Source organism: Paracoccaceae bacterium, assembly GCA_012103375.1.
GTDB lineage: Bacteria > Pseudomonadota > Alphaproteobacteria > Rhodobacterales > Rhodobacteraceae > WLWX01.
The window spans coordinates 1,581,816-1,602,044 of sequence record WLWX01000001.1 but is presented as its reverse complement, the minus strand read 5'-3'; the positions used below and the strand labels follow the sequence as shown (position 1 = coordinate 1,602,044).

Below are 20,229 nucleotides of genomic sequence, written 5' to 3'. Positions count from 1 at the left end.
GCCAGCGGCCCGATCCGCGTCAGGGGCGAGCGCACCCACCCCGTGTACGTTGAAACGCCCGAGGGCGTTTCAACGGAGCCGGACAGAGCGGGTTTTCATTTGAGAACCTGCGAAGTCCGCCCCCTATCAAGTTGGGCACACTAGGCGCGCCGTTGCTTGACCTAACCCAAGTTGTAGCTTTCGCTTCCATTTGGGTTTGAGCGAGGGATACGCCGCCCATCTGGCAGCGTTTGCACGTGATAGTCTGGGTGCAATCCCCGTTCGTTTTCATCTGCAAGTCTGCCTCTTGGCATCTCGCATCGACCCGGCACGTTAAAAAGCGTGTTCAGGCCAGTAGTTCTTTCACGCGTAACCGTGATACGTTTCTTAGCCATTTGCTAAGTTCCTTTGTCCACAGGCACCCCCAGGTTTTGGTGGGGAAATCCTGTATTTCTCAGCACGCTATTGATCCGCTCCGCCGTTCATGCCTTTTCATAGTAATCGACCCACCTGGGCCGGTTTCGCTTGTCCTGCAGCGTGCTATGCGATTGCAGGATGGGCTTAGGGGGTTGGTGTTCGCGCACCGACCCCCACTCTCAATTCCTCATCAACTACACCCCGACGTCCCGCCGCAGGTGTTGCACTTCATGCAGGTCCCGTTCCGGACCAGCGTATAGTTCCCGCATTCGCCGCAGGGGTCGCCCTCGTACCCTTGCATCTTGGCCTTGGTGCGGTTGTCGATCTGCACGGCGCCGGTCGCCAATGCAGTCTCGCCCGCTTCGGGCACCAGCGTTTGCAGTGCGGCGACCGGGTCGGCGGCATTGACCGCCACGGCCCCCGCCTGCCCGCCTTGCAGCACGACCAGACCCTGCGGCGCGCGGCCGCGCAGATAGCCCGTGGACACCACTTTCTTCAGCACATCAATCTGGCTTTCGCCCTCGGCGCCGGGCACCTCGGTGAAGTTGCGCTTGCCCTCGTCATCGCCGCGCCCAAGCTCATCAAAGCTGGTGCCTTCTGGCTGTACATGGGCCAGATCGGTCCGGTCGAGGTAGCTGACCGCAAGTTCCCGGAAGATATAGTCAAGGATCGAGGTCGCGTTCTTGATCGTCTCGTTCCCCTGAACCATGCCCGCCGGTTCGAAGCGGGTGAAGGTGAAGGCATCGACGAATTCTTCAAGCGGAACACCGTATTGCAGGCCGACGCTGACCGCGATTGCGAAGTTGTTCATCATGGCGCGGAAACCCGCGCCTTCCTTGTGCATGTCGATGAAAATCTCGCCCAGGTTGCCGTCGGCGTATTCGCCGGTGCGCAGATAGACCTTGTGTCCTCCGACGACCGCTTTCTGGGTATAGCCCCGGCGGCGTTCCGGCATGCGGTCACGCTGCCGATTAGCGACTTCCTTGACGATGATCTTTTCGACGATCTTCTCGGCCAGCACCGCAGCCTTTTCCTGCGGACTGCCGGTTTCCAGAACTTCGGCAGCCTCGTCGTCATCTTCCACCAGCGAGGCGGCCAGCGGCTGCGACAACTTCGATCCGTCACGGTAGAGCGCGTTGGCCTTGACGCCTAGTGACCAGCTCAGCTCATAGGCTTTCTGGCAATCCTCGATCGTCGCATCATTGGGCATGTTGATCGTCTTGGATATCGCGCCCGAGATGAACGACTGCGCCGCCGCCATCATATAGATGTGGCTGTCGACGCTCAGGAACCGCTTGCCCTTCTTGCCGCAGGGATTGGCGCAATCGAAGATCGCATAGTGTTCCTGTTTCAGGTGCGGCGCACCTTCCAGGGTCATCGTGCCGCAGACGTGGTCGTTGGCAGCCTCGATTTCTTTGCGCTTGAAACCAAGGTGAATCAGCAGATCGAAGGACGGATCGGTCAGTTTTTCCGCCGGAATGCCCAGCACGTCGGTGCAGAATTCCGCGCCCAGCGTCCATTGGTTAAACACGAAGCGGATGTCGAAGGCGGACGGCAGCGCCGCCTCGATCTTCTCGATCTCTCCGGGGCCAAAGCCGTGGCCGATCAGGCTGGTGTGGTTGATCCCCGGCGCGTTGCCCATGGATCCGTGACCGACTGCATAGCTGATGATCTCTTCAATCTCGGCCGAGGAATAGCCAAGGCTTTCAAGCGCTTGCGGGACCGAGCGGTTGATGATCTTGAAGTATCCGCCACCGGCCAGCTTCTTGAACTTGACCAGCGCAAAATCCGGTTCAATCCCCGTGGTGTCGCAATCCATCACCAACCCGATGGTTCCTGTGGGCGCGATCACCGTGGTCTGCGCGTTGCGATACCCGTGCTTCTTGCCCAGCTTCAGCGCCAGATCCCAGGCGTTCGTTGCCCGCTTGACCAGAGTTTTGTCTGGGCAACCGGCTTGATCCAATGCAACAGGATTGGTCGCCAACGCCTCGTACCCGCTGTCTTTTCCATACGCGGCGTTGCGATGGTTGCGGATGACGCGCTGCATGTGGTCGGCGTTGCGTTTGTGCCCGGGGAATGTCCCGAGCTCCGCCGCCATCTCGGCACTCGTCGCATAGGCCACGCCGGTCATTATCGCGGTCAGCGCACCGCACAGCGCGCGGCCCTCATCGGAGTCATAGGAATGCCCCATGTTCATCAGCAGCCCGCCGATGTTGGCATAGCCAAGGCCCAGCGTGCGGAAGTCATAGGACAGCTGCGCGATTTCCTTGGAGGGGAACTGCGCCATCGTCACGCTGATCTCCAGCGTCACGGTCCACAGGCGCGTCGCATGTTCATAGTCGTCAACCTGAAACTCCCCGTCCTTCAGGAAGGTCAGCAGGTTCATCGATGCCAGGTTGCACGCGGTATCATCCAGGAACATATATTCCGAACAAGGGTTTGAGCCGCGAATCTCACCATCTGCTTTACATGTGTGCCAGTCATTGACCGTGTCGTGATACTGGATGCCAGGATCCGCACAGGCCCAGGCGGCGTGGCCGACCTGCTCCCACAGGTCGCGGGCCTTGATGGTCTTCGCGACTTTCCCGTCCTTGCGGTTGATCAGGTCCCAGTTGTCGTCGTTTTCGACGGCTTTCAGGAACGCATCCGTCACCCGGATCGAGTTGTTGGAGTTCTGGCCAGAGACGCTCGAATACGCCTCGGAATCCCAATCCGTGTCATAGGTCGGGAATTCGATGCTGGTGTGGCCCTGCTTGGCGTAATCCAGCACCCGTTTCACATAAGTCTCAGGGATCGCGACTTTTTTCGCGTCCCGAATCACCGCCTTCAGGCTTTCATTGACCTTCGGGTCATAGGCATCCTCTTCGCGCCCGTCCCAGGATTTGATCGCCGCGAAGATCGCGTTCAGCTTTTCCTCGTGCATCTTGGAACCGGCGACGATGCTCGCCACTTTCTGTTCTTCGATGACCTTCCAGTTGATGAACTGTTCGATATCCGGGTGGTCCGCATCGCAGATCACCATTTTGGCGGCCCGCCGCGTGGTGCCGCCCGATTTGATCGCGCCCGCCGCGCGGTCGCCAATACGCAAGAAGCCCATCAGGCCCGAGGATTTGCCACCGCCCGACAGATGCTCGCCCTCGGCGCGCAGTGACGAGAAATTGGTGCCGGTGCCGCTGCCATACTTAAACAGCCGTGCCTCGCGCACCCACAGATCCATGATGCCGCCTTCGTTCACCAGATCATCGCTGACCGATTGGATGAAGCAGGCGTGCGGCTGGGGGTGTTCATAGGACGACTTGGATTTCGTCAGCTTGCCGGATTTATAGTCGACGTAATAGTGACCTTGCGACGGCCCGTCGATGCCATAGGCCCAGTGCAGCCCGGTGTTGAACCACTGCGGGCTGTTCGGTGCCGCGCGCTGGGTCGCCAGCATATAGCGCATTTCGTCGTAATAGGCGCGGGCGTCCGCCTCGGTCGTGAAATAGCCGCCCTTCCAACCCCAATAGGCCCAGGCCCCGGCGAGGCGGTCAAACACCTGTTTAGCGCTGACCTCACCGCCATAGTGCTGGTCTTCGGGCAGGTCGGCCAGCGCGCCCTCATCCGCGACCGAGCGCCACAGGAATTCCGGCACACCTTTTTCTTTGACCTTCTTCAGGCGCGCGGGAACGCCAGCCTTGCGGAAATATTTCTGAGCAATCACGTCCGAGGCGACCTGACTCCACCCTGCCGGCACTTCGACTTTGTCCAGCTTGAAGACAATGGTGCCGTCCGGATTGCGAATCTCTGAACTGGTCTCGGTAAACTCGATGGTGCCATAGGCACCGGTTTTCACGCCCGTGAAATTGCGGTCAATTTTCATTCCATGCCCCTTTTGGTGCGTCCTCGTCTGATGCGGGCGTCACCATTTCCATTTGCCTTGCGGCGCCGACGTTTTGCGGGTGCATTTGCCCCCGGTTTTCGTGCTAACCGGCCAGAGGTCGGGGCGTGGCACAACAAGTCGACTCATCCAGGCATCCCCGGACGTCGGCAAAACCCGGAGGTCGCTGCCAGATCAGTCGTATGTATTTCCCGTCCCGCTGCTCCGCCACTACATTTAGTGGTCTGCCGGTCAGCGCGCACAAACTGCATGAAGTGGCCCTATGGCGTCAACGATGATTCCGGGACCGGGAAAAGAATCTGTGTCTGAAATGTGAAACCGTCAGACCGCGCCCAGCGCCCGGTTAATCCGATAAGCGATTTTTTGCCCAGATTCCGAAACCTTGGCCCCGAAACATCAGGTAAAAGCGCAGCACAGACCCTGTTGCAAGCCTACAACGCCACCCGAAAATCCTGTGGATAACTTTTCGAACCGGGTGCTTTCCCATGGCCGGAATCGGCCCTTCCCCGCGCGGCAGCTGAGCGGCCCTTTGGGCGGATATTGTATATCCGGGGCCCGCAGCACACAGGGTTTTGTGGCGCAAATTCGCGATCATTTGAACAAAATGAACAGAACCGGCCCGGCCCGCTAATGCCGCTGTCGAAGACAATGATGGATCGGCGCGCGGGGGTGGCGAATTGCGCATCGCCATCGCTGACCGGGAAATCCTTGCACATTCCCCGACACCCAAAAACCGGGCCCCGACACCCAAAAACCGGGGCACCCAAGGCCCAGACACCCAAAGGTTGCATCCGGCAATCCCCGGCTGCAACAAGTGGAACACACTTATGGTTATGTCTTTAGATGGTCGGGGCGAGAGGATTCGAACCTCCGACCCTCTGTTCCCAAAACAGATGCGCTACCAGGCTGCGCCACGCCCCGACTGCGCCCCCTTTACAAAGACTGGACGCCAAGGGGAAGCCTTCGTTTTGGCAAATCCACTAATCAGTTGCCGGAACCGGATCACAGGGCCATGCGGCAAGATGCGGATCAAGCGAGGGATGCCGGATCTGACTGCCTTCGGTGATGCCGATCGCTTCGGCCATGCCGCCGTTAACCTCGAGCACCAGCAGCACGTCATCGCCGCCCGGAATCGGTGTCTCGTCCAGCGGCACGGCATTTGCGTGCACCCGCGTCACGGTCCCGGTTTCATCCGCAACGATCATGTCCAGCGGGATCAGCGTGTTGCGCATCCAGAACGCCGCGCGCTGGGGAAATTCATAGACGAACAGCATGCCCTTGCTTGCGGCCATCTTTGGCACGTTCATCAGGCCCTGCGCCCGCTCATCAGGGTCATCCGCGACATCGATGCTGAAGCTTGCGGTGCCCCAGCCGCCGCGCAGCTCTATTCGGTCGTCACGGCAGGCCCCTGCAAACGCCGGGGCGCAAAGCGTTGTGATCAGGCCAGATAAAACGGCACTGTGGAAGATTCGGGGCCAGTTGGCGCGGGGCAGGACGATCATGCGTCCTGTTTATGCGCCGCCTCCCAGCTTGTCACCAGCGTTGCCATGCGGCCACGCTCACCGTCGGTCACTTGTAGGGCAACGGCCTCTCCGGGTTGCAGATCGGCCAGGCCTGACCGGCGCAGAACCTCTACATGCAAAAAAACGTCTTCGTCGCGGCCAAAGATATTGGCAAACCCAAAGCCCTTGGCCTTGTCGAACCATTTCACCCGCGCGGGTTCCAGCGGGGTGCCGGGGTCAGGTTCGGCAAACAGCGCCGGCTCATCCGGATCGGCATCGCCATCCGTGGGCGGTTCGATGTGATGCACCAGAACGGCCTGCAGACCGCGCGCCGTTTCCTGTACATCGACGTCTACCAATGCCGCATCCGCGACCGAGCTTTGACCATAATTTCGCAGAACATTTGCATGCAGCAAGATGTCTGACCCGCCATCGTCGGCCAGAATAAATCCGAATCCCTTTGCAGGATCGAACCACTTCACCCGGCCATTTACACGCCGAGACACGGCAACTTGTTCGTCCATCATCCGCACTTCCCCACGCAAGCTCCCCAGTTTGCGCCGACTGAGTGTTGACAGGTTTTCGGCATGTTGCAAAGGGAAAGGGTCGTTATTTCACGGATTTTGTCGCATCTGAGGCCCGGAGTAGCGGGATTCAGGGGTGCAATCGCTGAATGTCCCAGGGTGCCGTTGCGGAAGTACGCCGCCAGCGAAATCTGTCGTGCAGGCGGAACTGGCCATCCGCCCAGAACTCGATCTCGACCGGGGTGATCCGATAGCCGCCCCAGAACGGCGGGCGTGGCGGGCTGGTTCCTTTGGTCGCCGTGATCATGGCGACCTTTGCCATCAGGGCGGCGCGTGAAGACAAGGGTTGCGATTGATCAGAGGCCCAGGCCCCCAGACGACTTTGCAGCGCACGGCTGTTGTAATAGGCGTCCGCCTGTTCACCGCCCACACGTGCGACCGAACCGCGCACACGGACCTGACGGCGCAGCGATTTCCAGTGCATCACGAAAGCGGCCTTGCCAGCGCTGTCGATCTCGACCGCTTTGGCGCTGCCATAGTTGGTGTAGAAAACGAATCCGTCATCCTCGACCTCTTTCAGCAGAACCATGCGCGCATTGGGCAGACCGTCGGCGTCAACCGTGGACAGGGCCATTGCCGTCGGGTCATTTGCCTCGGTCTTTTCGGCCTCGGCCAACCAGTCTCGGACCAGCTGAAACGGGTCGTCACCGGCAAAAATACCATCGCGTTCCGACATTTATCTACCTCCGGTTGTTGGCGCGCCCCTTGATGACCTTTGGTCAATGGCCTAAACGCCAAGAACCGACAACTAGCCAGGAGACACTGGATGTCAACGGGACCAACAGCCGGATTGATGGACGGAAAACGCGGCCTGATCATGGGACTGGCCAACGACAAATCCATCGCGTGGGGCGTGGCCAAACAGCTGTCTGATGCTGGCGCGTCGCTGTGTATCTCGCATCAGGGCGGGCCGCTGGAAAAACGGGTGCGCCCGCTGGCCGAGTCACTGGGCAGTGATTTTCTGGTGGAATGCGACGTGGGCGATCCCGCCTCGCTGGACGCCCTGTTCGCCGAAATCAAGAACCGCTGGGGGGATCTGGATTTCGTCGTCCACGCCATTGGCTTTTCCGACAAGAATGAGCTTCGCGGCCGCTATGTCGACACCAGCCCGGAAAATTTCCGCTCCACCATGGATATTTCGGTGTTTTCCTTCACCGCCGTGTGCCAGCGCGCCGCCGCGATGATGCCGAACGGCGGGTCGCTGCTGACGCTCACCTACCTCGGCGCGGAACGTGTCATGCCGCATTACAACGTCATGGGCGTCGCCAAGGCGGCGCTGGAAACCAGCGTGCGCTACATGGCCGAGGATCTGGGCAAGGACAATATTCGCGTCAACGCAATCAGTGCGGGCACAATCAAGACGCTGGCGGCCTCTGGCATCGGCGATTTCCGCTATATCCTGAAGTGGAACGAGCTGAATTCGCCCCTGCGCCGCAACGTCACCCAGGACGAGGTCGGTAAATCCGCGCTCTATTTCTGTTCCGACCTCTCCAGCGCTGTTACGGGAGAGATTCACCACGTCGATTCGGGCTATCATGTGATCGGTATGAAAAACCCCGATGCGCCGGATATGACCAAAGAGCTTTCGAAGGGCTGACACAAATGACTGACCGGCTGCCGCACGAAAAAGGGTTTCACGTCAGCTGGGACCAAATACATCGCGATGCGCGCGCGCTGGCCTGGCGGCTGGACGGGCATGGGCCCGATGGCGGCGACTGGAAAGCCGTGGTTGCGATCACCCGTGGCGGCATGGCCCCGGCGATGATGGGCGATGGCACCGGCGTTCTGATCGTGGATGATCTGGTCGACTCGGGCAAAACGCTGGAAGTGGTGCGCAACCTGTTCCCCAAGGCGCATTTTGCCACCGTCTATGCCAAGCCTGCGGGCAATTCGCAGGTCGACTCCTTTATAACCGAGGTCAGCCAGGACACCTGGATTTTCTTCCCCTGGGACATGGCAATGCAATACGTCCCGCCCTATCGCGGGACGGACTGACCGGTCGTCGCCCGGCGCGCGACGTGATCCTGCGCCTGCCCCCCCCAATGCGTCGCGGGTCGGTGACACCCTGCCCCCTTTCATCCAAGCGGCGGCGGCACTATGACATGGCAAACATCTAACAAAACGAGGGCACTCATGGCTGAACTCACCCATTACATCGGTGGCAACTACGTGGCGGGAAAGTCCGGTCGCTTTGCTGACATCTTCAACCCGGCAACGGGTGAGGTTCAGTCCAAAGTGCCATTGGCGACGCAGGCTGAAATGGACGCCGCCATCGCCGCCGCCGCAGCCGCACAGCCGGTTTGGGCAGCAACCAACCCGCAGAAACGCGCCCGCGTGATGATGGAGATGGTGCGCCTGATCAACCGCGATATGGAACGGCTCGCCGAAGCGCTCAGCCGGGAACATGGCAAGACCATTCCGGATGCAAAGGGCGATCTGCAGCGCGGCCTGGAGGTCGTCGAATACTGCATCGGCGCACCGCAGATGCTGAAGGGTGAATACACCGACAACGCCGGTCCGGGCATCGACATCTACTCGATGCGCCAGCCACTGGGTGTCGTCGGGTCGATCATGCCGTTCAACTTCCCCGCGATGATGCCGCTGTGGCATGTCGGCCCGGCACTGGCCTGCGGCAACGCCGTGGTCCTGAAACCGTCCGAGCGTGACCCCTCGGTCCCGCTGATGCTGGCCGAGTTGTTTGTCGAGGCCGGCCTGCCGGCGGGCGTATTCCAGGTCGTCAATGGCGACAAGGAGGCGGTCGACGCGATCCTCGACAATGACACCATCCAGGGCGTCAGCTTTGTCGGCTCGACCCCGATTGCCCAGTATATTTACTCGCGCGCCTGCGCGAACGGCAAACGCGCGCAATGTTTCGGCGGTGCCAAGAACCACATGATCGTCATGCCTGATGCTGACATGGATCAGGCCGCCGATGCGCTGGTCGGCGCGGGCTTTGGGGCCGCTGGTGAACGCTGCATGGCCGTTTCGGTTGCGGTCCCGGTGGGCGACGAAACCGCAGATCGGCTGATCGAAAAGCTGGTCCCGCGGATCGAGAAGCTGAAGGTCGGCCCCTACACCGCCGGTAACGACGTCGACATGGGCCCTGTCGTGACACGCGAAGCCAAGGAACGCATCCTGGGGCTGATCGAATCCGGTGTGGAGCAGGGCGCGGAACTGGTCGTCGACAATCGCAACTTCAGCCTGCAGGGCTATGAAGACGGTTTCTTCGTCGGCCCGCATCTGTTCGACCGCGTGACGCCCGACATGGATATCTATCAGCAAGAGATTTTTGGCCCGGTGCTGTCGACCGTGCGCACAGGCTCGTACCAGGAAGCGATAGATCTGGCCATGAACCACGAATACGGCAACGGCACCGCAATCTTCACCCGCGACGGCGACACGGCCCGCGATTTTGCCAGCCGCATCAACATCGGCATGGTCGGCATCAACGTCCCGATCCCGGTGCCGCTGGCCTATCACACCTTCGGCGGCTGGAAGAAATCCGTGTTCGGCGACCTGAACCAGCACGGCCCGGATTCGTTCAAGTTCTACACTCGGACAAAAACCGTCACCGCCCGCTGGCCCAGCGGCCTGAAAGAGGGTGGAGAGTTCGCGTTCAAAGCGATGGATTAAGGCGCCGCCCTGACGACCTGAACCGCTATCAGAATGGTCTGCGCCCGGTGCGCGCCGCGGGCGCAGGGCGTTTGATTTCGGGCATCGTTGCAAATGAATAGCACAATACCTCACTGGCGGGGATCACAGCGCAACGCTTTCATTTTGCGTGAGGCTTCGGCACAGTTGCGGACGCAACCAACCGTTCAGGAGCGTCCGCATGTCCGCCGCAAACTTTGTCATGGCCCTCGCAATGGGGGCCATTATCTCTCTTTATCTGCCGATGATCAGCCGTATGTCGCAACTGCTGGGGTCACCCACGATGGGCAATGTGCCGTTCTTTGCGGTCGCCCTGATCGCGTCGCTGGTGATCGCCCTGGCATCCGGGCAAGGGGCCGAGGCGTTCGGGCGCATTCCGTCGCTGCCGATGTGGCTGTTCCTGTCGGGGGTGGCGAGTGCGGTAATGATTGTCGGATCGTCTTATCTAGTGCCGCAGATCGGAACCGGCGCGTTCTTCGTCCTTCTGGTTGCCGGGCAGATCCTGTTTGGTGCGCTGATCAATCAGTTCGGCTTGCTGGGCGTGCCGGTTCAGCCCATCACAATGCTCAAACTGCTGGGCATCGTCATGGCCATCGCAGGTGCCGCAATCGTCAGTTTTGCCCCCGCGGCTTCAACTGGTTGAGCCTTTCGACCAGTTTGCGCCCAGATCGGCGCACCAAGACTAACCACGAATGAGGAGACCAGATCGTGTCAAAAATCACCCGCCGCACCGCCCTCGCCGGCATGACTGCTGCACCATTGGCCACGCTGATCGCCGCCCCCGCACAGGCGGCGACGCATCGCGTGATTATAAAAGGGTTCAAGTATCACCCCGCCGAACTGCATGTCTCGGTCGGCGACCGGGTGGTCTTTACCAATATGGATTCCACTCCGCACACCGCGACAGCCATTATCAAGCGCTGGGATACCGCACAGCTTGGCCGGGGCAAGTCGGCCAAGATCGTCATATCCTCGGCCGGGGATCATTCCTATTACTGCCGCCCGCATCCGGCCATGAAGGGGGTCATCTGGGCCAACTGACGCATTGTAACAAACCACACCATAGGTTCAGTTGCGCTTTCCGCAGGGTCACGTCAACGTGACACCATCACAGTCAAGGAGTTCAAGTTGTGACCAAAATTACCCGCCGTACCGCCATTTCTGGTCTTGCCGCCGCACCGATTGCCGCCTCCATTCCCGGCGCCGCACTGGCCGCCACGCATCAGATTTCCATCGAAGGCTTCAAATTCAATCCGGCCGAGTTGAGTGTCGCCGTCGGCGATACCGTTGTTTTCACAAACAATGACGGCGCCCCCCACACCGGCACCGCCGAAGACAAAAGCTGGAGCACCGCCCGCCTGAGCAAGGGCCAGTCGGAAGAAGTCGTGATTTCAACCGCAGGCGACCATCCGTTCTTCTGCCAGGTGCATCCCAACATGAAGGGCCTGATCAAGGCCGGCTGACACGCCCGGTTTGACAGACCGCCCTGCAATCCTGTCTGGTGGGGGGCAACGCCCGCCAGACGACTGGATCCTGCATGGACGACCCTGCCTTCACGCTTGGGATTGAAGAGGAATACATCCTCGTCGATCTGAAGACCTATGAACCCGCCAATGTTCCGCCCGGCATGCTGGATGCCTGCAAGGCCAAGCTGGGCGGACGGGTCAGCCCCGAGTTCAAGACCTGCCAGATCGAGGTTGGAACCGGCATCTGCCCGACAATCGGCGATGCACGCGCCGAACTGATCGAATTGCGCAGCTGCATTCGCGACATTGCCAATGGCCACGGGCTGACGCCGATTGCGACGTCCTGCCATCCCTTCGCCGACTGGAAGCAGATCGGCCAAAGCGACGGTGATCGCTACACCGATCTGGCCGACGCCATGGGCCATGTGGCCCGCCGGATGGTGACCTGCGGCTGCCACGTCCACGTTGGCATCGGCGACGACGATCTGCGCATCGACCTGATGAACCAGTTCGCCTATTTCCTGCCCCATCTGCTGGCACTGTCGGGATCTTCTCCGTTCTGGGAAGGCGTGGACACCGGGCTGGCCAGTTACCGCCTCTGCGTGTTTGACAACATGCCGCGATCCGGCCTGCCCCCGAAATTCACGGACTGGAGTGAATATCAGCGCTCAGTCGATGTGCTGATCGACACTGGCATAATCGAGGATGCCTCGAAGATCTGGTGGGATTTGCGGCCTTCATCGCGCTTCCCGACGCTTGAAGCGCGGATTTGCGATGTCATGCCCCGGATGGAAGATACGCTGGCATTGGCGGCGGCAATTCAGGCACTGATGCGGATGCTGTGGCGACTGAAGACACGCAACCAGCGCTGGCGGATTTATGACCGCTTTCTGGTGGGCGAAAACCGTTGGCGGGCGCAACGCTATGGCACGGGCGGGACGCTGCTGGATCTGGGTCGCCGCGCCCTGATGCCAATTGCCGAAGCGGTCGAGGAATTGATCGACCTCACGTCCGAGGATGCAAGCGCATTGGTCAGCGCCCCGGAAATTGCGCATCTGCGCAAGATCGTTTCAGTCGGGGCCAGTTCAGACCGCCAGCGTGCCGTATTCAAAGCCGCCCGCGACGCAGGCGCGACCGAGGAGGAAGCCCTTCGATCCGTCGTCGAAAGCATGGTAGCGGAGTTTTCTGCCGGTCTGTGATAACGGCGGAGTGCAAGATGACACCAAGTGCACGCGCCACCCCGCGAAATCCACCAAAGGCACCACCGGCGCGGTCTGAAAACGCCATTCCAAATACCTTAATCGCCACCGGAATCACCTGCGCCCGGTGCGCGCCGCAGGCGCGAGGCGCGCACGCCGGACCGGCCCCACCAGTCTGGCCTCGGTTCAAGGTGGGCACATCCGGGATAGTTGACGGCTAACACGGCGCAATAAATCATGCCTATCCCCGTTGCTGCGCATGCCCGCCGGTCCGGCGCGCGCCCTGCTAACGGCGGGCGTTTGATTTCAGGCATCAGTGCAGATCAAAATGGACGATGCCCTAGCCCAGCCGCTGCCCCACACCGGCCCCAACCGCCCGGTCATAGGCAAGGGCCGCCACCGCGAAATCGCCGATTGCCACGCCGCGGAACAAAAACGCCTGCCGTTTGCCGGGATCAAAGGCCGCTGGAACCGCCCCGGTCACGACCTCCGCCAGGTCGCCGCAAATCAGCGCGGGATCAATCATCGGCGTGCCGCTCTCCGCCTCTTGCGCGCGGTCATCCACAAAGGCCGCATCCAGCGCTGTCATGCCTGCATCCACCCATGGGATGCCCAGGTCAGTGATCGCCGCAAAGCCGCCCGGTTTCAGCCAGCGCGCATCCAGAAACGGCGCCACCCCGTGGTCCAGCGTGATCGACGTCACCACAAGGTCCGCGCCCTCTATCGCCTCACGCGGGGTACAGACCTCTGCGTCGAGACCCCGCGCCGTGCAGGCCGCGACCAGCCGGTCAATATTCGCCTGCCCCCGCCCGACCAGCCGCGCGCGGGCCAGCGGGAACATCGCTCCGAACGCCTCGAGATGGCTGCGCGCCTGTGCGCCGCAGCCGATGAATGCAATCTCGTGCGCGTCAGGATTGGCCAGACGCCGCGCCATCACCGCGCAGAGGCCCGCGGTGCGTACCTGGGTGATCCATTTGCCACCCATCGTCGCCCGCATCTCGCCGGTTTCCGCATCCAGCAGCAATATCGACGATTCGATCCCCGGCAGCCCGCGCGCCGGGTTGCGCGGGCTGACCATGGCAACCTTCACAACCGTCAGCCCCGGCCCGTCGCCCACCGACAATGTGGTCATCAAATAGCGCCCGTCACCGGGCATCAACGCCGACTTTGGCACTGTCCACAACCGCCCCGCGGCCTGATCACCAAGCGCACCCTCGATACAGTCGGCCACATCGCCAGGGCTGATCCCCAGACCTGCCAGATCCTGCTCACTCAGATACAGCGCCGGTATTGCCGCAGACATGATGCCCCCCTGTTTGCACCCACCCTAAAGCGTTTCGGCTTGAACCTGAATCGCGAGGGATTCCCTTGAGACCTGATCTGTGATTCATCCTGTTTGGGAGGATGGATCATGTCAGCACCTTTGCCATCTGCGCTTCGGATACGGTTTCAGAGATACATTGAAGAAGGGTTGAGCGGGCGCGCGGCGGCGTTGCGGTTGAAGCTGTCGCCTGCCACAGGCGCGTGGTGGGCGCGTCAGGTGAGGATGAAGGGTCATGCGGAACCTGCCCGGCAGGGACCGCCGCGCGGCAAGGGAAAGCTGGCTCCGCATCGGGAATTCTTTGAGGAGTTGATCGCACAAGACCCTGACATCACGCTCTTTGAGTTGCGTAATGCGCTGGCCGATGCAGAGGGTGTGCGGGTGCATCACTCCTCCATCGCCAACCTTCTGTCCCGGCTCGGCTTCACGTACAAAAAAGTCGCTGGTCGCAACCGAGCGCCGCCGCGCCAAGGTAAGGCAGCAACGGGCCGACTGGTTCAGATACCGCTCGCCAGCCATTGCGACCTTTCCTGAGCGCGTTGTCTTTATTGACGAAACCGCAGTGAAGACAAACCTCACGCGCCTACGCGGCAGAGCCAAGCGCGGTAAGCGCCTGACGATGGATGCGCTCTTCGGAAGCTGGGGAACCCAAACCTTGATCGCGGGCCTGACCCAAGGCGCGCTGATCGCACCTTGGGTCATCAAGGGAGCGATAGATGGCCCCGCCTTCGCGGCCTACATCCGCGAAGTGCTGGTCCCCGAGATCAACCCCGGCACTGTCGTCATTCTCGACAACCTGGCAACCCACCGGAATAAGGAGGCGACGCAGGCTTTACGCAATCACGGCTGCTGGTTCCTTTACCTGCCACCGTACTCGCCCGACCTGAATCCCATCGAGCAGGCCTTCTCTAAACTGAAAGCCCATTTGCGACGGATCGGGGTCAGGTCCTTTACCCAGGTCTTCGAAGCAATCGGAGCAATCTGCGATCTCTACGACCCAGTAGAATGCTGGAACTACTTTAAGGCCGCCGGATATGTCTCAGGTTAATGTCGAAACGCTTTAGCGGCGCAACAGCCGCCAAAACACCACCAAAGGGCGCAAAACCCGCCGGAATATTGCCAAATCCATGAAGCGTTAAGGAAACCCTCGACATTTTCTGCCGCGGCGTTAACCTTTTGGCAAACTGACAAAGGACGCACCCGTGAAAAAGCCTTATGCAAAACCCGCAGTAGCTCGCCGCGACAGCCTGTCGGCCATTACCCAAACCAAAAGCTCGGGTGACAGATAGCAAGGCAACGGCGCACCCGAAAGCTTGCAAACCGGGCCCGACAATGGCCCGCAATAACTGGTGCATAACAGGAGCAGTACCCCATGAAAAAACCCTATGAAAAACCGGCCATCCTGCGCCGCGACAGCCTGTCGACCATCACCCAGGGTGGTCCGTCGAAGAAAAAGGTCAGCGATGCGCGCCTGAAAACCGACATCACGCCGGTCGGCACGGCCACCAACGGGCTGAACCTTTACACATGGCGTTACCATGGCCAGTCCGAGGTTTGGCAAGGCGTGATGGCGCAAGAGGTTCTGCGCAGCCACCCCGACGCGGTCGAAACCGGCGCGAACGGGTTCTACGGCATCGACTATGACAAGCTGGGCCTGAAAATGGTGCGCGTCAGCTAAACCTCGCGCGATTACGTGCAAAAGCTGCCGCCGGGGGGTAACCCGGCGGTTGCCCCGCGCCCCCGCAACGTCTACATCCGCGCGCAACACCCTGCGGAGTGACCGATGGCGCTGGCCCCGAAAATTCAATCCGACGAAGATCTGGCCACCCTGTGCCGAACCGCGATGCTGTCCGAGGCGGACACCCTGCGCGATGTCGCCGACCGGGTTGCCGATGATCTGGCCGCCGCACTTGCGGTCATGCAACGGGTGACGGGGCCAATTGTTGTCGCCGGTGTCGGGAAATCCGGACATGTGGCGCGCAAGATCGCCTCGACCTTTTCCTCGATCGGGCGTCCGGCCGTCTATGTCCACGCGGGCGAGGCGAGCCACGGCGACATGGGCATCATCCGCCCCGACTCTGCCGTCCTGCTGCTGTCGAATTCCGGCGAAACCGGAGAGCTTTCGGACATGATCCATTTCTGCCGCCAACACGATCTGCCGATGATCGCGCTGACGGCGGACGCCAACAGCACCCTGGGCCGCGCGGCAGAGGTTGCGATTGCCTATGGCCCGGTGAAAGAGGTTTGCCTGATCGGCCTGGCCCCCACAACCTCGACCACTGTGGCGATGGCGATCGGCGATGCGCTGGCTGTCGGGCTGACGCAGTTGCTGAACACCCACCCGGAAGATTTCCGCCGCTATCATCCCGGTGGAAAACTGGGCGCGCGGCTGACGCAGGTGTCTGATTTCATGCACAAAGGTCCGGCCCTGCCGCGTGTTGCGCCCGATGCGCCAATGGCCGAAGTCGTGGTCGAAATCTCACAAAAATCGCTGAGCGTTGCAATCCTGACGGATGCCGATGACCGCATTCTGGGGATCATCACCGATGGCGACATGCGGCGGCGGATCGACAACCTGTGGGACAATCGCGCGGACGGCGTCGCTTCGAAAAACCCGATTACGATCCCGCCGACGACCACCGCCGATGACGTGATGGTGCTGATGACGGACCGCAAGATTACCTCGGTTCTGGTGGCAGACGACGCCGGGCATCTGCTGGGCCTGGTGCATATTCACGACTGCCTGCGGCTGGGGATCGGCGGATGACCCGCGCGGTGATCATCCCGGCGCGCTTTGAGTCCAGCCGTTTCCCCGGCAAGCCGCTGGTGGAACTGCGCGGGTCCGATGGCGTTTCGAAATCCCTGGTTCAGCGCGCTTGGGAGGCTGGCTGCGCCGCCGCCCCTGCCGAGGCGGTCTGGGTGGCCACCGATGACGACCGGATCGCCGATGCTGTGCGCGCCTTTGGCGGGCAGGTCCTGATGACCTCCAGCGCCTGCCGCAATGGTACGGAACGCTGTGCCGAGGCACTGGCGATGCTGCCTGAACGCCCGGACATTGTGGTAAATCTGCAAGGCGATGCGCCCTTGACCCCGCCGTGGTTTGTGACCGACGTCGCCGACGCGCTGGACGCTGCCCCGGCAGAATTCGGCATGGCGACCCCGGTTCTGCTGACCGATCCCGACGCGCAGAAGAATCTGCGCGATGATCGCAAGGCCGACCGGGTTGGTGGGACGACTGCGGTCTTCGGCGCGGACATGCGGGGGCTATATTTCTCGAAGGAAGTCCTGCCCTTCGCGGGCGATCCTGATGTTCCGGTTTATCATCACGTCGGCCTTTATGCCTATCGCCCGGATGCGCTGGAACGCTATTCCGGCTGGCCCGAGGGCGCGCTGGAAAAGACCGAAGGGCTGGAACAGCTCCGTTTCCTCGAACAGGGCGAACCGGTGCTCTGCGTGAAGGTCGAGGCGCGCGGCCGTGTGTTCTGGGAATTGAACAATCCCGTCGATATCGAACGGATCGAGGCTGTGTTATGACCGACCAGGTAACTGTAAAGATTGGCGAAGTTGCGATTTCGCGCGATCTGCCCTTCGCGCTGATCGCCGGCCCCTGCCAGCTGGAAAGCCGCGATCACGCGATGATGATGGCCGAGCGGGTGTTGGAAGCTGCCAGCGCTGCAAATGTGCCGGTGATCTTCAAATCCTCTTACGACAAGGCCAACCGGTCGTCGATCACCACCAAACGCGGGGTCGGGATCGAGGCTGGGCTGGAGATTCTGGCCGAGGTCAAACAGCGCTTCGGCTGCCCGGTGCTGACGGATGTGCACGCGCCTGAACACTGCGCGCTGGCCGCGCAGCATGTCGATGTCTTGCAGATCCCTGCCTTCCTGTGCCGCCAGACCGATCTGCTGGTCGCGGCGGGCGAATCCGGGGCCGCGGTGAACATCAAGAAGGGTCAGTTCATGGCCCCCTGGGATATGGGCAACACGGCGCAGAAGGTCGCCTCGACCGGGAACCGGAAGATCTTGCTGACAGAGCGCGGAACATCGTTTGGTTACAACACTTTGGTCAGCGACTTTCGTGCATTGCCTCAGATGGCGGAAACAGGCTGGCCGGTGGTGTTTGATGCAACCCATTCGGTGGCCCAACCCGGGGCCAAGGGCCTGTCGTCGGGCGGGGATCGCACCATGGTGCCACCGCTGGCGCGGGCCGCTGTTGCGGTTGGCTGTGCGGCGTTATTCATCGAAACCCATGAAGACCCCGACAATGCACCGTCGGATGGGCCGAATATGCTGCGCGTCGATGACCTTGGCGCGCTGCTGAAGACCCTGCGCGCCATCGAAGCCGCCGCCCGTTAGGTGCTGACGCTTTATCGCATCGCCGCCTTGCTTTGGGCGCCGTTTCTGATCGCCAAAACCCTGTTCCACCCCCGCTATCGACGCCCCGGCGCACTTGGCCAGCGCTTTGGCCGCAGCCGCGCGGAAGCCTCCGGCCCGGTGCTCTGGCTGCACGGTGCCAGCAACGGCGAGCTGACCTCGGCCCGCGCCCTGATCGAGCAACTTCTGTCCGATCACCCTGCCCTGCACATTCTGATTACCGCCCATACACCAACGGGTTACGACCTTGCGCGAGGTTGGAACATCAACCGCACATCCGTCCGCCTGGCCCCCTATGACATCGCCCCGGCGATCCGCGCCATCCTGCGCCGCTGGCAACCCATCGCCCATATCACCGTAGAAAATGAGGCTTGGCCGAACCGCATCCTGACCTGCCGCGCGGCGGGCATCCCCTGCTGGTTCGTCGGCGCGCGCCTGTCGGAACGCAGCCACGCAGGCTGGAAGCGCCGTGCGCCGGGGCTGGCGCGGCGGGTGTTTGCCGCGCTTGACCGGGTGTACCCTCAGGACGCGCAGTCTGGCCTGCGGTTCATCGATCTGGGCGTGGACCCGGACCGGATCGGAACCGTGGAAAACCTGAAGTCCTCAGTTCGCCCTGCTCCATTACCATCTGATTTTACAACGCTTTCCGAAATCTTCAAACGTGATCGTACTGTCTTTGCCGCCTCGACTCATCCGGGCGAGGAGGAGGTCGTCCTGACCGCTTTCGCCCGCGCCCGAACCCGCTTGCCAGGGCTGCGCCTGATCCTGGCCCCCCGCCACACACACCGCGCGGAGGAGGTTGCCGAACTGATCGAAAGCAGCGGGATCGCCTTCACCCGGCGTTCCACCGGCGATTTGCCCGGCCCGCTGACGCCGATCTATCTTGCTGATAGCATGGGCGAAATGACCGCCTGGTATCGCCTGTCCGGGGTGACATTCGTCGGCGGAACACTTGTCGATCACGGCGGCCATACGCCCTATGAACCCGCGTTGGAGGGCAGCGCCATCGCCCACGGGCCGCATGTCAGCAACCAGCAGGATGCCTTCGCCGCCCTGACCCGCGCCAATGCGGCCCTGCCGGTCACCAATGCAGATGAACTTGCCCGGGCGTTTCAAACGCTGGCGAAACCAGCAACGATCCGCACATTGGCCAACGCCGCCGAAGGCGCCCTGTTCACCGGCAACGAAGGGCGCACATCACGCGAAATCTCGGGCCTGATCGCGCCTTACGTCAGGTGACTTCCATTTCCGGCAAGGCGATGTTAATGTTCGAAAACAACAAGAAGAACGCCAACCTTAACGTCGAGCCGTGAAGCCCCGCAAGAAAATGAATGTCGAAAAGATAAAACCCCGCCCCATTCGCCTGTCGGCGGCCGGCAAGCGGGATGTCCGCACGCAATTCGCCGCGCTGTGCTGGCGCAAGCGGCGTGATGATGTGCAGGTGCTGCTTGTCACCTCGCGCCGGACCGGGCGCTGGGTGATCCCCAAGGGCTGGCCGATGGACGGGCTGACCCCGACCGAGGCTGCTGAGCAGGAAGCCTGGGAAGAGGCCGGCGCCGAAGGCAAGATCAAGGACACCTGTCTTGGCGTGTTCACCTACACCAAGAATATGGAAGACGATGACGACCTGCCCTGCGCAGTCGCCGTCTTTCCGCTGAAGGTCAAGAAGACCCGCAGCAACTGGCCCGAGGTTGAGGCGCGCAAACGCAAGTGGTTCTCGCTCAAAAAAGCGGCGGCGCAGATCCACGAACCCGAATTGCAACGCATCCTGCTGACCTTCGATCCGGCCCGCCTGGCGGCCTGATCCACCTTGCGTTTTCCGCGTCAGGGCCTAAATCTGGGCCACTGACCTCGGGAACC

General features: G+C 61.4%; 18 protein-coding genes, 1 tRNA gene and 1 pseudogene. 14 read left to right on the top strand and 6 right to left on the bottom strand.

Going from position 1 to position 20,229, the window contains the following annotated elements; translation table 11 throughout:
• Nucleotides 1-586: 586 nt before the first annotated feature.
• The 5 genes from GKR99_08160 to pdxH all read right to left on the bottom strand — a co-directional run bounded on the left by GKR99_08160 (nucleotide 587) and on the right by pdxH (nucleotide 7,035).
• Nucleotides 587-4,255 carry a vitamin B12-dependent ribonucleotide reductase gene (locus tag GKR99_08160; GenBank protein ID NKB27519.1) on the bottom strand — a complete coding sequence of 1,223 codons (3,669 nt, stop codon included), beginning with the start codon at nucleotides 4,253-4,255 and terminating at the stop codon, nucleotides 587-589.
• 862 nt (nucleotides 4,256-5,117) lie between these two features.
• Nucleotides 5,118-5,194: transfer RNA gene (locus GKR99_08155), tRNA-Pro, on the bottom strand.
• Between the two features lie 59 nt (nucleotides 5,195-5,253).
• Nucleotides 5,254-5,775 carry a DUF192 domain-containing protein gene (locus tag GKR99_08150; protein NKB27518.1) on the bottom strand — a complete coding sequence of 174 codons (522 nt, stop codon included), beginning with the start codon at nucleotides 5,773-5,775 and terminating at the stop codon, nucleotides 5,254-5,256.
• Entirely contained in the window at nucleotides 5,772-6,299 is a 528-nt protein-coding gene (locus tag GKR99_08145) for a cold shock domain-containing protein (protein NKB27517.1), read from the bottom strand. The genes GKR99_08150 and GKR99_08145 overlap by 4 nt, the downstream gene beginning before the upstream one ends.
• Before the next feature lie 130 nt (nucleotides 6,300-6,429).
• Nucleotides 6,430-7,035: a pyridoxamine 5'-phosphate oxidase gene (gene pdxH / locus GKR99_08140; GenBank protein NKB27516.1), complete on the bottom strand. Its 606-nt coding sequence runs from the start codon at nucleotides 7,033-7,035 to the stop codon at nucleotides 6,430-6,432.
• A 90-nt stretch (nucleotides 7,036-7,125) separates the two neighbouring features.
• On the opposite strand from pdxH, the gene fabI reads away from it, so the two are divergent.
• The 7 genes from fabI to GKR99_08105 all read left to right on the top strand — a co-directional run bounded on the left by fabI (nucleotide 7,126) and on the right by GKR99_08105 (nucleotide 12,675).
• Entirely contained in the window at nucleotides 7,126-7,956 is an 831-nt protein-coding gene (gene fabI, locus GKR99_08135) for an enoyl-ACP reductase FabI (GenBank protein NKB27515.1), read from the top strand.
• A 5-nt stretch (nucleotides 7,957-7,961) separates the two neighbouring features.
• Nucleotides 7,962-8,354 carry a xanthine phosphoribosyltransferase gene (locus GKR99_08130; GenBank protein ID NKB27514.1) on the top strand — a complete coding sequence of 131 codons (393 nt, stop codon included), beginning with the start codon at nucleotides 7,962-7,964 and terminating at the stop codon, nucleotides 8,352-8,354.
• A 138-nt stretch (nucleotides 8,355-8,492) separates the two neighbouring features.
• The gene (gene mmsA / locus GKR99_08125) at nucleotides 8,493-9,992 is read left to right on the top strand and encodes a CoA-acylating methylmalonate-semialdehyde dehydrogenase (protein NKB27513.1); all 1,500 of its coding nucleotides are present in this window, start codon (nucleotides 8,493-8,495) and stop codon (nucleotides 9,990-9,992) included.
• Nucleotides 9,993-10,191: 199 nt separating this feature from the next.
• Complete coding sequence (locus tag GKR99_08120) at nucleotides 10,192-10,653, top strand: hypothetical protein (protein ID NKB27512.1); 462 nt, start codon at nucleotides 10,192-10,194, stop codon at nucleotides 10,651-10,653.
• 101 nt (nucleotides 10,654-10,754) lie between these two features.
• Nucleotides 10,755-11,051, top strand: coding sequence for a copper-binding protein (locus GKR99_08115; GenBank protein ID NKB27511.1), 297 nt, complete (start codon nucleotides 10,755-10,757; stop codon nucleotides 11,049-11,051).
• A gap of 116 nt (nucleotides 11,052-11,167) precedes the next feature.
• On the top strand, nucleotides 11,168-11,473 hold the full coding sequence (locus GKR99_08110; GenBank protein ID NKB27510.1) for a copper-binding protein: 306 nt from the start codon (nucleotides 11,168-11,170) through the stop codon (nucleotides 11,471-11,473).
• A 74-nt stretch (nucleotides 11,474-11,547) separates the two neighbouring features.
• Nucleotides 11,548-12,675, top strand: coding sequence for a carboxylate-amine ligase (locus GKR99_08105; protein NKB27509.1), 1,128 nt, complete (start codon nucleotides 11,548-11,550; stop codon nucleotides 12,673-12,675).
• Nucleotides 12,676-13,015: 340 nt separating this feature from the next.
• Here GKR99_08105 and GKR99_08100 read toward each other — a convergent pair whose 3' ends face one another.
• Nucleotides 13,016-13,978: an ornithine cyclodeaminase family protein gene (locus GKR99_08100; GenBank protein ID NKB27508.1), complete on the bottom strand. Its 963-nt coding sequence runs from the start codon at nucleotides 13,976-13,978 to the stop codon at nucleotides 13,016-13,018.
• Nucleotides 13,979-14,086: 108 nt separating this feature from the next.
• On the opposite strand from GKR99_08100, the pseudogene GKR99_08095 reads away from it, so the two are divergent.
• The 7 genes and pseudogenes from GKR99_08095 (at nucleotide 14,087) to GKR99_08065 (ending at nucleotide 20,173) form a co-directional block, all read left to right on the top strand.
• Nucleotides 14,087-15,044, top strand: a pseudogene (locus GKR99_08095) (IS630 family transposase).
• 324 nt (nucleotides 15,045-15,368) lie between these two features.
• Nucleotides 15,369-15,674: a hypothetical protein gene (locus tag GKR99_08090; protein NKB27507.1), complete on the top strand. Its 306-nt coding sequence runs from the start codon at nucleotides 15,369-15,371 to the stop codon at nucleotides 15,672-15,674.
• 105 nt (nucleotides 15,675-15,779) lie between these two features.
• Nucleotides 15,780-16,763 (top strand): KpsF/GutQ family sugar-phosphate isomerase, encoded by a 984-nt coding sequence (locus GKR99_08085; GenBank protein ID NKB27506.1) that lies wholly within the window; start codon nucleotides 15,780-15,782, stop codon nucleotides 16,761-16,763.
• The gene (gene kdsB, locus GKR99_08080; GenBank protein ID NKB27505.1) at nucleotides 16,760-17,530 is read left to right on the top strand and encodes a 3-deoxy-manno-octulosonate cytidylyltransferase; all 771 of its coding nucleotides are present in this window, start codon (nucleotides 16,760-16,762) and stop codon (nucleotides 17,528-17,530) included. The genes GKR99_08085 and kdsB overlap by 4 nt, the downstream gene beginning before the upstream one ends.
• Complete coding sequence (gene kdsA, locus GKR99_08075) at nucleotides 17,527-18,351, top strand: 3-deoxy-8-phosphooctulonate synthase (protein ID NKB27504.1); 825 nt, start codon at nucleotides 17,527-17,529, stop codon at nucleotides 18,349-18,351. The genes kdsB and kdsA overlap by 4 nt, the downstream gene beginning before the upstream one ends.
• Nucleotides 18,352-19,608, top strand: a complete 1,257-nt coding sequence (locus GKR99_08070) for a 3-deoxy-D-manno-octulosonic acid transferase (GenBank protein ID NKB27503.1) — start codon at nucleotides 18,352-18,354, stop codon at nucleotides 19,606-19,608.
• 88 nt (nucleotides 19,609-19,696) lie between these two features.
• Nucleotides 19,697-20,173, top strand: coding sequence for an NUDIX domain-containing protein (locus GKR99_08065; GenBank protein ID NKB27502.1), 477 nt, complete (start codon nucleotides 19,697-19,699; stop codon nucleotides 20,171-20,173).
• The last annotated feature ends 56 nt before the right edge of the window (nucleotides 20,174-20,229 follow it).

What these genes read in the sequence shown, in the direction of transcription:
- GKR99_08160 (NKB27519.1), bottom strand. Translation starts at nt 4,255, where the DNA reads ATGAAAATTGACCGCAATTTCACGGGCGTGAAAACCGGTGCCTATGGC.
- GKR99_08150 (NKB27518.1), bottom strand. Translation starts at nt 5,775, where the DNA reads ATGATCGTCCTGCCCCGCGCCAACTGGCCCCGAATCTTCCACAGTGCC.
- GKR99_08145 (NKB27517.1), bottom strand. Translation starts at nt 6,299, where the DNA reads ATGGACGAACAAGTTGCCGTGTCTCGGCGTGTAAATGGCCGGGTGAAG.
- pdxH (NKB27516.1), bottom strand. Translation starts at nt 7,035, where the DNA reads ATGTCGGAACGCGATGGTATTTTTGCCGGTGACGACCCGTTTCAGCTG.
- fabI (NKB27515.1), top strand. Translation starts at nt 7,126, where the DNA reads ATGTCAACGGGACCAACAGCCGGATTGATGGACGGAAAACGCGGCCTG.
- GKR99_08130 (NKB27514.1), top strand. Translation starts at nt 7,962, where the DNA reads ATGACTGACCGGCTGCCGCACGAAAAAGGGTTTCACGTCAGCTGGGAC.
- mmsA (NKB27513.1), top strand. Translation starts at nt 8,493, where the DNA reads ATGGCTGAACTCACCCATTACATCGGTGGCAACTACGTGGCGGGAAAG.
- GKR99_08120 (NKB27512.1), top strand. Translation starts at nt 10,192, where the DNA reads ATGTCCGCCGCAAACTTTGTCATGGCCCTCGCAATGGGGGCCATTATC.
- GKR99_08115 (NKB27511.1), top strand. Translation starts at nt 10,755, where the DNA reads ATGACTGCTGCACCATTGGCCACGCTGATCGCCGCCCCCGCACAGGCG.
- GKR99_08105 (NKB27509.1), top strand. Translation starts at nt 11,548, where the DNA reads ATGGACGACCCTGCCTTCACGCTTGGGATTGAAGAGGAATACATCCTC.
- GKR99_08100 (NKB27508.1), bottom strand. Translation starts at nt 13,978, where the DNA reads ATGTCTGCGGCAATACCGGCGCTGTATCTGAGTGAGCAGGATCTGGCA.
- GKR99_08090 (NKB27507.1), top strand. Translation starts at nt 15,369, where the DNA reads ATGAAAAAACCCTATGAAAAACCGGCCATCCTGCGCCGCGACAGCCTG.
- GKR99_08085 (NKB27506.1), top strand. Translation starts at nt 15,780, where the DNA reads ATGGCGCTGGCCCCGAAAATTCAATCCGACGAAGATCTGGCCACCCTG.
- kdsB (NKB27505.1), top strand. Translation starts at nt 16,760, where the DNA reads ATGACCCGCGCGGTGATCATCCCGGCGCGCTTTGAGTCCAGCCGTTTC.
- kdsA (NKB27504.1), top strand. Translation starts at nt 17,527, where the DNA reads ATGACCGACCAGGTAACTGTAAAGATTGGCGAAGTTGCGATTTCGCGC.
- GKR99_08065 (NKB27502.1), top strand. Translation starts at nt 19,697, where the DNA reads ATGAATGTCGAAAAGATAAAACCCCGCCCCATTCGCCTGTCGGCGGCC.